At 63.3% G+C, this 12,607-nt stretch carries 12 protein-coding genes; 10 read left to right on the top strand and 2 right to left on the bottom strand.

The features are described 5' to 3' along the window. Nucleotides 1-71: 71 nt before the first annotated feature. A complete protein-coding gene (locus WIF35_RS07460; protein ID WP_412480931.1) occupies nucleotides 72-581 on the top strand; it encodes a hypothetical protein in 510 nt (169 codons plus the stop codon). Nucleotides 582-679: 98 nt separating this feature from the next. On the opposite strand, the gene WIF35_RS07465 is transcribed toward WIF35_RS07460, so the two are convergent. Next, nucleotides 680-937, bottom strand: coding sequence for a YjhX family toxin (locus tag WIF35_RS07465; protein WP_412480932.1), 258 nt, complete (start codon nucleotides 935-937; stop codon nucleotides 680-682). Between the two features lie 348 nt (nucleotides 938-1,285). Here WIF35_RS07465 and creD point away from each other — a divergent pair, with 348 nt between their 5' ends. From creD to tyrS, 7 genes are all read left to right on the top strand, one after another. Beyond that, nucleotides 1,286-2,596 carry a cell envelope integrity protein CreD gene (gene creD / locus WIF35_RS07470; RefSeq protein ID WP_412480933.1) on the top strand — a complete coding sequence of 437 codons (1,311 nt, stop codon included), beginning with the start codon at nucleotides 1,286-1,288 and terminating at the stop codon, nucleotides 2,594-2,596. 65 nt (nucleotides 2,597-2,661) lie between these two features. Next, nucleotides 2,662-4,029 carry a glycoside hydrolase family 3 N-terminal domain-containing protein gene (locus WIF35_RS07475; RefSeq protein WP_412480934.1) on the top strand — a complete coding sequence of 456 codons (1,368 nt, stop codon included), beginning with the start codon at nucleotides 2,662-2,664 and terminating at the stop codon, nucleotides 4,027-4,029. Next, a complete protein-coding gene (locus WIF35_RS07480; protein ID WP_412480935.1) occupies nucleotides 4,022-4,354 on the top strand; it encodes a hypothetical protein in 333 nt (110 codons plus the stop codon). The genes WIF35_RS07475 and WIF35_RS07480 overlap by 8 nt, the downstream gene beginning before the upstream one ends. A gap of 145 nt (nucleotides 4,355-4,499) precedes the next feature. Continuing rightward, a complete protein-coding gene (locus WIF35_RS07485; protein WP_412480936.1) occupies nucleotides 4,500-7,643 on the top strand; it encodes a CHAT domain-containing protein in 3,144 nt (1,047 codons plus the stop codon). Nucleotides 7,644-7,658: 15 nt separating this feature from the next. Continuing rightward, nucleotides 7,659-8,093 (top strand): hypothetical protein, encoded by a 435-nt coding sequence (locus WIF35_RS07490; RefSeq protein ID WP_412480937.1) that lies wholly within the window; start codon nucleotides 7,659-7,661, stop codon nucleotides 8,091-8,093. Nucleotide 8,094: 1 nt separating this feature from the next. Continuing rightward, nucleotides 8,095-8,829: a hypothetical protein gene (locus WIF35_RS07495; protein ID WP_412480938.1), complete on the top strand. Its 735-nt coding sequence runs from the start codon at nucleotides 8,095-8,097 to the stop codon at nucleotides 8,827-8,829. Between the two features lie 168 nt (nucleotides 8,830-8,997). Further along, on the top strand, nucleotides 8,998-10,272 hold the full coding sequence (gene tyrS / locus WIF35_RS07500; RefSeq protein ID WP_412480939.1) for a tyrosine--tRNA ligase: 1,275 nt from the start codon (nucleotides 8,998-9,000) through the stop codon (nucleotides 10,270-10,272). A gap of 135 nt (nucleotides 10,273-10,407) precedes the next feature. Here the strand turns inward: tyrS and WIF35_RS07505 are convergent, their stop codons facing one another. Further along, nucleotides 10,408-10,896 (bottom strand): GNAT family N-acetyltransferase, encoded by a 489-nt coding sequence (locus WIF35_RS07505; protein WP_412480940.1) that lies wholly within the window; start codon nucleotides 10,894-10,896, stop codon nucleotides 10,408-10,410. Nucleotides 10,897-11,025: 129 nt separating this feature from the next. Here WIF35_RS07505 and hda point away from each other — a divergent pair, with 129 nt between their 5' ends. Further along, a complete protein-coding gene (hda, locus tag WIF35_RS07510; RefSeq protein ID WP_412480941.1) occupies nucleotides 11,026-11,670 on the top strand; it encodes a DnaA regulatory inactivator Hda in 645 nt (214 codons plus the stop codon). A 221-nt stretch (nucleotides 11,671-11,891) separates the two neighbouring features. Further along, on the top strand, nucleotides 11,892-12,599 hold the full coding sequence (locus tag WIF35_RS07515; protein WP_412480942.1) for a DUF1003 domain-containing protein: 708 nt from the start codon (nucleotides 11,892-11,894) through the stop codon (nucleotides 12,597-12,599). The last annotated feature ends 8 nt before the right edge of the window (nucleotides 12,600-12,607 follow it).

Genomic DNA, 12,607 nt, shown 5'->3' on the forward strand with positions numbered 1-12,607 from the left:
CGTCTCGTTTTCGCAATTAAGCTAGCGAACAAAATGTGCGCAAATCCTTGTGAACTTAGCTGTTAGGCCACATGAGCAACGCAGCGCCTAATCCTAAACGCGCCTCGGCAATTTGTGCGATGCTTTCAGTGCTTAGCACCAAGCATCACATTGCCTTAGCTATTCCACATAATTTGGCAACTGAACTGCAATCCGGGCAGATTGCTGAGGCATACAAGGCTGGCGCATTCCCTCAACCAACCTGGCAGCAAGAGACGGAAGCTCTAGCCAGGGCCGACCTTGTAAAGCTTCGACGTACGCTGTTAACCACATTGATGGTTGCTATCGCGTTACTGGCCTTCGCCTTAGCTATTGCCGCCAGTGCCGGGAAGGTACATCCGGCTTTGGAACCCGACTATGGAAAGGTGATCACGTGGATTGGAGGTGGTTTTGCTGCTTGGGCGGGCCTGTTACAGCTAAGCCCAGTTAGGCCAACATTTCGAGGCTCGATGCTTCATGAAGTTGCGTACGGAACAACTGTCCGAGTCCTAGCGCTACTAGGCATTCTGCTAGCCGGTGTTGGTGCTTTGTGGTGGCAATGAGGCCACCCCTTTCATCGATCAAGGAATAATTGGGGGCAGACTGAGCTAACCCAAATTTCGGTAAAACCGCAGCAACCGAAGGCCGCTGCGGACGGAGTTTACTGATTATCGAGCTGTGCCCGAACCGCTCTCAGCCCAGCCTTGTTGATCAGATAAGGCTGGCCGTCTTTCGAGCTGATCAGGCGTTTGCCGCGCAGCCGCTGGAAGACGAGAAGCGTGCAGTCCGCCAAGACGAAACCTTCGCGGGTATAGCAATCGACGGTTGAAATGCGGCCGGCGTCGTCGCGTCTGTGCACAATGCGGCCACCTTTGGCGAGGACATGCAGTGTCCTCTGCTCAGGCTTGGAAATGTTCATGTTGGTCAATCTCTAGCAATCAAAATGCAGAACCGGCAACGAACCCTTGGGGGTCGTTACCCTCTTTTTGCATAGCGATAACCCACCTTCCGCCGAGCGGAAAAAGCGTGAGTTATCGGATTGCTACAATCTCCAACATACCAAGTGAGCCTCTAGGATTGACTTCCCGGCCGCTTGCCGTGGCCGAATACTCATATGGTAGGCCAATGGGATAGCGCCTTCAAGCTTTCCACCCTGTTTGCCGGCCCCTGACTTCACCCCCGCTTCACACAAGCCCGGCTTCGCTTCAACAAGGCCTCACCTGACCTTTCCATACTCGGCCCATCGTTTTCAACACGGGAGCCGAACATGGACAAGAAACTGCTCTACAAACTGCTCGCCATCGGCATCATGGCGATTTTGCTGCTGGTGCCGCTGGGCATGGTCGAAGGACAGATCCGCGAACGCAGCCACCGGCAGCAGGAGGTGCAGGCAAGCATCGCGCAGAGCGCGGCGGGGCCGCAGACGCTAGCTGGGCCGACGCTTGCGGTGCACTACCGTTTTTTTGAAGAAAGCACGTCGGAGAAGGACGACGTCAAGCCGCGCCGGCAACTGGTCGAACGCGTCCTGACGCTGCCGCCGGCCGAATTCGCGCTCGATGGCGAAACCGGCGTCGAAACCCGCCAGCGCGGCATCTATCGAGCGCGGCTGTTCCGGCTGACGGCCAATGGCAGCGGCTATTTCGACCTCAAGCCGCTGAGTGAACTGACTGGCAAGAGCATCGTCGATGCCCGCCTGCGGCTGGTGCTCGGCGTCAGCGATTCGCGCGGCATCAGCAACGATCCGAAGATCACCGTCAACGGCAAGGCCTTCCGCTTCGCCTCGCCGAAGGAAGGCGGCGAAGGCAGCCTGCGTCGCCTGACCGTCGAACTCGGCACGCTCGACCCCGCCTTGCCGGCCCGCTTCGATTTCAGCTTTCCGCTGCAACTGACCGGCACCACCCGGCTGGCCATCGCGCCGGTCGGCGAGGCCAACCGCATCCATCTGAAATCCGACTGGCCGCACCCGAATTTCGGTGGCCGCTTCCTGCCGCAGACGCGCTCGGTCAGCAGCACCGGCTTCGACGCGCAATGGGAAGTCTCGCACCTCGCCCGTAATTTCGAGGCGGCGCAGAACCCCAATAGCGGCGAGCAGTTGAGCATCGACTTCATCGACCCGGTGAATGTCTATCTGCAGGCCGAACGCGCCGTGAAGTACGGCGTGCTGTTCATCGTGCTGACCTTCGCCGGCTTCTTCCTCACCGAAATCCTGCGCCGCACGCCCATCCACCCGATGCAATACCTGCTGGTCGGGCTGGCACTGGCCATCTTCTTCCTGCTGCTAATCGCCTTCTCCGAACACCTGCCCTTCTTCGCCTCCTACGGCCTGGCGGCGGCGGCCTGTATCGCGCTGATCGCCTACTACCTGGCCGGCGCGCTCGGCGGCTGGCGCCAGGGCGCGGCCTTCGGCGCCGGGCTGACCGGCCTCTATGGCGTGCTCTACGGCGTGCTGCTCTCCGAGGACAACGCCCTGCTGATGGGCAGCGTGCTGCTCTTCCTCGCCCTGGCCTCCGTCATGCTCGCCACCCGCCGCGTCAATTGGTACGGGCTCGGCCAACGTCTGACGGAAGACGCTGAGTAAACGCGCAACGCTCGCTGGCGGAAGGAACACCTATCCGCCAGCGACGCCGATACCGGACAAAACCTATGCCCACACTTTCCCTCCCCCTGCCTGGGACGTTGCGTCTCAGCCTGCCGCGCCTCAAGGTCGCCAACCTCGCCGCCACGTTCGCCAGCACCGTCATCCCTGCACTGCTGTTGCCGCTCGCCTGGCACCTCCATCACCCGCTGTTCTACGGCCTGCGCTATCTGGAAACGCCCTTGCTGGTCGGCCTGCCGATCATCGCCCTGCTGCGCTGGCGGCAACTCAGCTGGCTGGCGCGACTGCTTTTCATTGCCGTGCTACTGCTCACGCTAGAACGGGGCGTCGAATACCGCCTGCAACGCGAGGCCGTGCTCGCTGCCGGGCCGAACATGCAGGCCGTCGGGCAGCACTTCATCGTCGGCTATGACGATTTCGATGAGGTGCGCGAACTGGCCGCCAAGGGCCTGATCGGCGGCATCTACATTGGCAAGCGCAACGTACGCGGCCGCAGCTTTGAAGAGGTGGCGGCCGAAATCGCCGAGTTGCAGGCCATCCGCCAGCGCGCCGAACTCCCGCCGCTGATCGTCGCCGCCGATCAGGAAGGCGGGCCAGTCTCGCACCTGTCGCCCTTGCTGGAACCACTGCCGCCGCTCGCCAATCTGAGTGAAGCCCCCAACCCGAGCAGCGCCGCCCGCACCTACGGCGAACGCCAGGGCCTGGGTTTGGCCATGCTCGGTATCACGCTCAACTTCGGCCCGGTGGTCGATCTGAAGCCAGCTGGACAGACGAGCGAAGACAAGCTCAGCAACATCCCCGCCCGCGCCATCGCCAGCAACCCGGCGCAGGTCGAGACCATCGCCGCCGCCTATCTCGACGGCCTCGCCGCGCAAGGCGTACGCGGCACACTCAAGCACTTCCCCGGCCTCGGCCGCGTGCGGGCCGACACCCACCTGCATCCGGCCACGCTCGACCAGACGCCGGCTCAACTCACCGCCGACTGGCAGCCCTTCCGCCAACTCGGCCAGCGCGAAGGCAGCGCCATCATGCTCGGCCACGTCACCCTCACCGCCCTCGACCGGCAACACGCCGCCTCACATTCGCCGGCGGTCATCGAGCTGCTACGCGAGCAATGGGGCTACGATGGTCTGCTGCTGACCGACGACCTCAACATGGGCGCCGTCTATCGGCTCGGCATCGGCCAGGTGGCCGGCGAAGCGCTGGCGGCCGGCGTCGATTTCGTACTCGTCACCTACGACCCGCGGCAGGTCTATCGCGCCCTCTACGGCGCGGCACAGGCTTTGGAAAGACGTGATGTCACGCCCGCCAGATTGGCCGAAAGCCAAAGCCGGCTGGCCGCCTGGCAAAGCACGCGCACCGAATCGGCCACCAAACCATCACCCAAGCTTGCCTCGCTGCCGCACCATGGCTGAACCCTCCCGCCCCTTCGCCCCCTATGGCTGGCACCGGCGCCTGGTCGACGCCTTGATGCTCGCCGGCATCGTGCTCACCGCCCTGATCGTCGATACGCTTCTGCCCCCCGAGCGCATCGAAACGGCGGTGCATCCGATGACTTACCGGCATGGCAGCGCCATCGTCGATTACGTTATTCCGTTGAGCGGCGGCGACATGGGGCGCTGCGCCACCGATGACAAAACCTTCCTCGACCTCGCTCCCCTGGACGCCATCATCGTCGAACGCACCGCCCTGTTCAGCCGCTGCCTCGGCGTCCGCCCGATGGCAACGATTGCCCAGTGAGAAATTAGCCTTTTTGGCCCGTGCACCGCAGCAGTGCCAAAAAACTTCCGTCAACCGGCAAGCTTCTGAAAAATTGCGGGAACCGATGCTTGTCATGCTCCCGGCAATCGAATACCTTCGTCCAAAAAACGAGGGGAATCTCGACATGCCGTCACGCTGCTCCCGATATCGCCATCTGGCTGCGCTCTGCCTGGCCCTTGGCACCGCGCAAGCTTCGCTGGCTGCCGATGCCATCTCGCCTCCGCAAGGCGAAACACTGGAACAGAGCATCAAGGTGCCGCCCCGCTCGATCAAGGACATCACCCGCATGCTGTCCGACTACCGGCAGCACGACGACCTGGTCGCGCGGCTGACCGCCATCGCCGACGCAGCGCCCCCGGCCGACGCCGACCGCAAGACGCTGTTCGACTTCTATTGGCAACGCGGGCTGACCGCCGGCCAACTGGGACGCGTGCAGCAGCAGATCGCCGACCTGCGGAGCGCCACCGATAACGGCACCGCCGGCACGGCCGAGTATGCCCGCGCTCTCAGAAATCTGGCCGGCGCCGAGTTGGCCGGCGGCAATTACCAATCGGCCCTCGCCTACGTCCAGCAGGCGATTCCCCACATACAGTCGTCGGGGCGCGGGCAGTTGACCGGCGCCTATCACCAGATCGTCAGCATCGCCTCCCAGGTCGGCGATTTCGAGATGGCGCAGGCCAATCTGCGCGAGCTCGAAACGACCATGAACTCGCTGCGCAACACCAAGGGCTGGGCCAACTGGTCGCATTCCTGGCTGGCCAATTACGCCCGGGCCCGCGGGGATTTCCTACGTCTGGCCGGCAAGATGAACGAAGCGGAGACGGCCTACCGCGAGGCTGCCCGCGAAACCGACAAGGTCATCGCCAAACTGCCGAGCAGTCGCGTTCCGGCCGGCGACCGGCCCAATGTGGATGTGATGGCCGGGCAGGCCGAAGCGATCCAGCGTTCCATTGCCCAGACGCTGCTCGCCCAGGGCCGCCTGGTCGATGCCGAGGCGACGGCCCGCGCCACGCTGGAAAAGACCTTGAAGCGCACCGGCAACGCCTCGCCTGATGTGGCGCGCGGCCTCAACCTGTTGGCGAAGATTCTGGCCGAGCAAGGACGCTATCTGGAATCTGCCAAGCTGGCCGAAGCTTCGCTCGAAGTCACCCTGCGCAGCGGCGCCGCTCCCGACTCGATCCCTGTTCTCGCCGCCCATCGCGCCAATCTGGCTGCCCAGGTGGCCTTGGGCAACGATCAGGCTGCCCTGGCCATCTACGACAAGATCGTGGCGCTCACCGCCAATAACGCCGAACAAACGAGACGCCTGCGGGGCGGCGATCTCGATGTCGTGCTCGCCCTGATCAGAACCGGACAGGCCACCAAAGCCGAGCGCATGGCTGGGCAAATGCTCGAAACTTCGAGCAAGACGCAAGGCGAGAACGCACTGCGCACGGCTGAGGTGGAAGCCTTTCACGCCATGGCACTGGCCGACCTCAAGCAATACGAGCGCGCCTTCAAGAGCTTCCGCAAGGCCATTCCCATCCTGATCGAGCGCGTACGCACCGAAAGCGATGCCGAAACCGCCTCGACCCGGCGCCAGGAACGCCTGGTCATCGTCATCGAACGCTACCTCGGCCTGCTGGCCGAAATGCAGGCGCAAGGGCAACTGCGCGCCGATTTCGATGCTGCCAACGAAGCCTTCGTGATGGCCGACTTCGCCCGCGGCAGCTCGGTGCAGCGCGCCCTGACCCGCAGCGCCGCCCGCGCCACCATTCGCGACCCCGATCTGGCCGAACTGGCTCGTAAGGAGCAGGATGCGCAACGTCGCGCCAGTTCGCTGAGCGACATCCTGAGCAGCCTGCTCGCTGCACCGCCGGAGCAGCAACTGCCGGTCATCCAGGGCAAGATCCGGGCGGAAATCACCGCCCTGCAAAACGAACGCGCTCAATTGAAAAGCACCATCGCCAAGCGCTTTCCCGATTACGCCCAATTGGTCGATCCGCCACCGGTCAGCATGAGTTCGGCGCGAAGCCTGCTGCAGCCTGGCGAGGTGCTGGTTGCCTGGTATTTCGGACGCAACGGCGGCTACGTGTGGGCCATCAGCGGCAACGGCCAGAGCCGGTTTGCGCCGGTGGGCAGCGATCGTGCCCAGATCGCCGCCGAGGTCGCCCGCTTGCGCAAGGCCCTGAACCCGGAAGTCGCCACCATCGCCCAGATTCCCCCCTTCGATGTCGGCCTCGCCCACCAGTTGTACCGCAAGCTGTTCGCCCCGGTCGAAGACATCGCGGCGAATGCTCAAACCTTGCTCGTGGTTCCCCATGTCGAACTCGGCCAGCTGCCGCTCAGCCTGCTGGTCACCGCCCCGGCCGAATTGCCGGCCAAGGCTGGCCTCACCTTCGCCGGATACCGCGAGGTGCCCTGGCTGATGCGCAAGGCTGCCGTCGCCCAGTTGCCTTCAATCACAGCACTGGCCAGCCTGCGCCGCCTGCCGGCGGGCGACCCCGGCCGACAAGCTTTCATCGGCTTTGGCGACCCGCTATTCAGTGAGGATCAGGCCAAGGAAGCCGCGCGCCAGCCAGTCACTCAGGTCGCCATGCGCGGCGTGCCGCTGAAGCTGCGCAACGTGCCGCACACCGAGTCGGTCGATTCGGCCGAACTCTCGCTGCTGCCGCGCCTGCCCGACACGGCCGACGAAATCCGCGACATCGCCCGCACGCTGGGGGCCGACCCCGAGCGCGATATCTTCCTGCGCCAGGCCGCCAACGAAAAATCGGTGATGGAGGCTGACTTGAGCAAGCGTAAGGTGGTCATGTTCGCTACCCACGGCCTGGTGCCTGGCGAACTTGACGGCCTGAGCCAGCCCGCCCTGGCGCTCTCCGCCCCGCAGGTGTCGGGGGCCGGCGGCGACGGCCTGCTGACCCAGGAGGAAATCCTGTCGCTCAAGCTCAACGCCGACTGGGTGGTGCTCTCCGCCTGCAATACGGCCTCCGGCGAAGGCGCCGGCAGCGAAGCCGTTTCCGGGCTCGGTCGCGCTTTCTTCTATGCTGGCGCGCGCGCCCTGCTGGTGTCCAACTGGCCGGTCGAAACCGAAGCCTCGCGGGCGCTGATGACTGAACTATTCCGCCGGCAGGCCGGCAATTCCGGCATCGGCAAGCCCGAAGCACTGCGCCAGGCCATGGCCACGATGATCGACGGCCCCGGCAAGCTCGACGGCAAGACCGGCAAACCCATTTTCAGTTATGCTCACCCACTATTCTGGGCACCCTTCGTGCTCGTGGGAGATTGAAAGGAGTCGTACCCGATGAAGCGCGCATCCCTCTTTTTCATGCTGTCCGCCCTGCTCGCCACGCCGTCCTGGGCCGTCACCCTGATCAAGAACGATGAGGCCAAGCTGCCCGCCGGCGCCGGCGCCCTTGCCACACGCGGCATTGCACGAGGCCCCGGCGTGAAAATGGTGTCGCCGGAGCCGGCCGCCACCGTCACCTCCCCGTTCAACCTGAAGGTCGTCTTCGAACCGCGCGGCGGCGCCACCATTGACACCGCCAGCGCCAAGGTCACCTACCTGAAGGCAACCCCGGTCGACCTGCTGCCCCGCGTCAAGCCCGGCCTCAGTGAAAAGGGCATTGCCCTCGATGGTGCCGAGGTCCCGCCGGGCGAGCACGACATCCAGATTTCCGTGCAAGACTCTGAGGGCCGCGTCACCAATACCGTCATCCGCCTGAATGTCGTCAAATAGGATGGCGAGCTGCCCTTACTGTTTCGCTGAAACGCACGCCGACGCGCTGGTCTGCCCGACCTGTCGGCGCGAGCTCTTTCTCGTCCGGCAGCTGCAAAAACGCGTCGTCGAGCTGGAAGGCGAAGTCGCCGGCCTGCGCGCGAATGGCGCCGAGACCGCCCCGCTCGCCGAAGAGCCGGCCGCAGCAATCGCTCCCACGCCGCGCGAAACGGCCTGGAAGCCGGTCATCGCCGCCTGCCTGACGCCCCTGCTCCTACTCCTGTTGGTGCATTGGCTGATCCTGTTCGTCTACGACGCCAAGGTGCTCTACCTGCGCCTGCTCGCCATCGCCATTCCGCTGCCCTTCGGCCTGATTTTCGGACGTGCCGCCGCCTTCAGCTTTTCCTGGAAACTGCTGGCTGCCTTTGCCATGGCCCTCGTCGCCGTCTTCGGCATGAGCGGCGTCACCGGCTGGCTCGACCAATCGCCCATCCTGCCGCAGAACATGGCGGAAACCCGCGAATTCATCGAGTTTGCCGCCAGCATCGGTCTCAGCTTCACGACCGGCCTGTGGCTGCAGCAATGGGCGGCCAACCGCGCCGATGTCGCCCGCAACGTCGCCCCGCTGCTCAAGGACAAGAGCAAGGCACTGACCACCTCGATCAGCCGCGTCAACGATCTGGGCAGCGCCCTGGTCGCCCTCGGCACCACCGCCGTCTCGATCTACACTGGCCTGAAGAGCGTTCTCGGCAACTGATTTTTGTATCGCACAGCGTTGCCGCAGCCCCCGGCAACGCTTTTCCCCGCCCGAAACGCGCTGAAAATTGCCCCTTTTCGCCTGTGCACCGCAGCAGGCTCTGCTAAAATCGCGCGTTCGATTTTTGCCGGCGCCATTTATCGCTTGCGCCCGTTAGTGGAGAAAGCCATGTACCAGAACCCCCTCCTTCAGGACCTGCAGGATCGCGGCCTGATCGCCCAGCTGACCGATGCGGAAACGCTCGACAAGATGCTGTCCGAGGAGAAGGTCACGTTGTATTGCGGCTTCGATCCGACGGCCGACAGCCTGCACCTCGGCCACCTGGTGCCGGTGTTGATCCTCAAGCGCTTCCAGCAGGCCGGCCACAAGCCCATCGCCCTGGTCGGCGGCGCCACCGGCATGATTGGCGACCCCAGCTTCAAGGCCACGGAACGCAAGCTCAACACGCCGGACGTGATCGCCAGCTGGGTCGGCAAGATTCGCGGCCAGGTCGAGCCCTTCCTCAGCTTCGAAGGCGAAAACGCCGCGCTGATGGCCAACAACTACGACTGGTTCGGTGGCATGAACTGCCTCGAATTCCTGCGCGACATCGGCAAGCACTTCTCGGTCAACGCCATGATCAAGAAGGAATCGGTGCAGCAGCGCCTGGTCCGCGAAGACCAGGGCATCTCCTACACCGAGTTCTCCTACAGCCTGCTGCAGGGCTACGACTTCGCCGAGCTCTACAAGCGCCACAAGTGCGTGCTGCAGGTCGGCGGCTCCGACCAGTGGGGCAACATCGTCGCCGGGACCGACCTCACCCGTCGCCTGCACCACTCCCAGGTTTACGGCATGACCGTGCCGCTGATCACCAAGGCCGACGGCACCAAGTTCGGCAAGACCGAGTCCGGCGCCGTCTGGCTCGACCCGAAGAAGACCTCGCCCTACGCCTTCTACCAGTTCTGGCTGAACACGGCGGACGCCGACGTCTACAAGTTCCTCAAGTTCTTCACCTTCCTGCCGGTCGCCCGCATCGCCGAGATCGAAGCCGCCGACAAGGCCAACGGCGGCAAGCCGGAAGCCCAGCGCATCCTGGCTGAAGAAGCCACCCGACTGGTGCACGGCGAAGTCGCCCTGATGGCCGCCCGCCGCATCACCGAAAGCCTCTTCTCCGGTCAACTGGCCGACCTGACCGAAAACGACCTCGAACAGCTCGCCCAGGACGGCATGCCCGGCGTCGCGCTCGAAGCCACCAACGGCAGCCTGATCGACGCCCTCGTCGCCGCTGGCCTGGCCAAGTCCAAGTCCGAAGCCCGCACCTTCATCCAGAGCGGCAGCGTCACCATCAACGGCGCCAAGGCCGAAGCCCTCGACCACCAGATCGCCGGCGAAGAACGCCTCTACGGCCGTTTCACCATCCTTCGCCGCGGCAAGAAGAACTACGGTTTGGTGAGCTGGCAGTAAGCACCTGTCGCCTCGCTTGAGGCAACGTAAAAGCCCCCGGCTGCGACAGCAGACCGGGGGCTTTTACGTTAGGAGGAAAAACACCCCGAAGCACTCCTTCGACTGACTTGGCTCATCAGCTTCCCCACTGACTAGCTACAACGGTGCCACTCTGTCTGCATGTGTAAGAACTTTACGCATAAACGCGTTTTGAAGCGTCACGCCACGCCTGATTGGGAATCTTCGCTCGACTACTTGGAATCCGTGGAGAGCAAAAAACGGCTCGGCTGTCTTGCTCACATCAGACGTTAGTTCGGTCAAGCCCAGAGACATTGCCTCGTCATGGATACGAGCCATCAACCGAGTGCCAATTCCTTGACGCGCATGGGTGCCTGACACAAAGAACTGGTCGATATACCCATCCTGTTGTACATCCGCATAGCCGACGATGTCGTTACCAATTTCGGCGACAAAGGGGCGGATTTCCCGAACTCGATTGACCCACAGATCTGCATCAAGGTCGGCAGGTGCCCACGCTTCAATTTGTTCAGGTGTGTAGTCTCTGGATGAGAGGATATGAATTGCTGAGATGTGCACACGTAACAATTCCTTCTCATCTCCAAGCCTAAACCTACGAATTTCCATAAGAGTTTTCCGCTTGGTAAGCCATTAACTGGTCAGATTGGGGCATTCTATTGGATCTCAGCTTCTGGCTGGCAGCAGCCACTACCGTCACCCTCTGCTAAAATCCGCCCCCTCCCACCCCGAACCGCCATGCGCCAGCTCATTCTCGACCTCCTGCCCGATAGCCCGCCCACGCTGGACAACTTCGTTGCCGGCGGCAATGGCGAGGCGGTGGCGGCGTTGACCGGGTGGTTGGCCGGGCAGCTGGAAGCAACGGCGTTTTGCCTGCATGGCGAGGCGGGTTGCGGCAAATCGCATTTGCTGCAGGCGAGCGGCTTCGTTTATGTCGATGCCACGCTCAATCCGGCGCTGTCCGGGGTAACGGCGACCGAGCCGCTGGCGGTGGATAACGTCGATGCGCTGGATGCCGATGGGCAGGTGGCGCTGTTTGCGCTGTTCAACCAGATCAAGGCCGATGGCGGCCGCTTGCTGACGGCCGCGCCGCAGCCGCCGGCACATCTGGCGCTGCGCGAGGATTTGCGCACACGCCTCGGCTCGGGGCTGATCTATCGCCTGCAAGCGTTGAGCGACGAGGAGAAGGCAGCTGCCGTGGCCGGGCTGGCCAAGGAGCGCGCTCTGAAGCTTTCGCCAGAAGTGATCGCTTACCTCTTGCGCCATGTGTCGCGCGACATGCGCACGCTGGCCATGCTGGTGGTGGCGCTCGATCAATACACGCTGGAACAGAAGCGCCCGGTGACGCTGCCGTTGCTGCGCGAGATGTTGCAGACCGACTGAGCCGTTTTCAGGCAAAAAAACTCACTGCTGCGGTGCACTGCCCATTTGGGGCAAAAATGCTTTCGTCCGTGCCGGCTGTGTCATGATTCCTGCGTGATGCTGCCGCTATAATGCTGGGCAAACACCGCTTGCCGGATGCACTTCTTCCCGCCGCCCCATGCCAAAGCCGCATTTCCCTTCGTCGATTTCCTGTCACCGCCCCGCTGCGGCGCGGAGCTCGCATGCGGCATAGCAAGACGAACGGCGGCGGTGCCTGCGCAGTCTGCGGCAAGAATTTTCCGGCCCACGAACTGGTGTCCGGCGCCCTGGTACGCGACACCGTCGCCGCGGAGATTCGCCGCGACCATCCGGATTGGTCCGAGGCCAGCCAGATTTGCCGCAACGATCTCGCCCATTACCGCGCCCAGTACGTCCACGCCCTGCTCGTCGCCGAAAAGGGCGAGTTGTCGGAACTGGAACAGGAAGTCGTACGCAGCCTGCAGACGCATGAAACGCTGGCGGCTGATGTGGACAGCGACTACGAGGAAACCTGGAGCTTCGGCGAGAAGCTGGCCGACCGCATCGCCGATTTCGGTGGTAGCTGGGTCTTCCTGATCTGCTTCGCCGTTTTCATCGTGGCCTGGATCGCGATGAACTCGCTGGTGCTGTACTGGCGGCCGGTCGATCCCTTCCCCTACATCCTGCTCAACCTGCTGCTCTCCTGCCTGGCCGCCATCCAGGCGCCGATCATCATGATGAGCCAGAACCGCCAGGAGGCGAAGGATCGCCTGCGCGCCCGCAACGATTACCAGGTCAACCTCAAGGCCGAACTGGAAATCCGCCACCTGCACGAAAAGATGGACCACCTGCTGTCGCACCAGTGGGAACGGATGATCGAAATCCAGGAAGTCCAGCTAGACCTGCTCAACGAACTGCGCCGACCGCGCTAACCCACCAA

This window comes from Azonexus sp. IMCC34839 (genome assembly GCF_047047955.1).
In the GTDB taxonomy this organism is placed as follows: domain Bacteria; phylum Pseudomonadota; class Gammaproteobacteria; order Burkholderiales; family Rhodocyclaceae; genus Azonexus.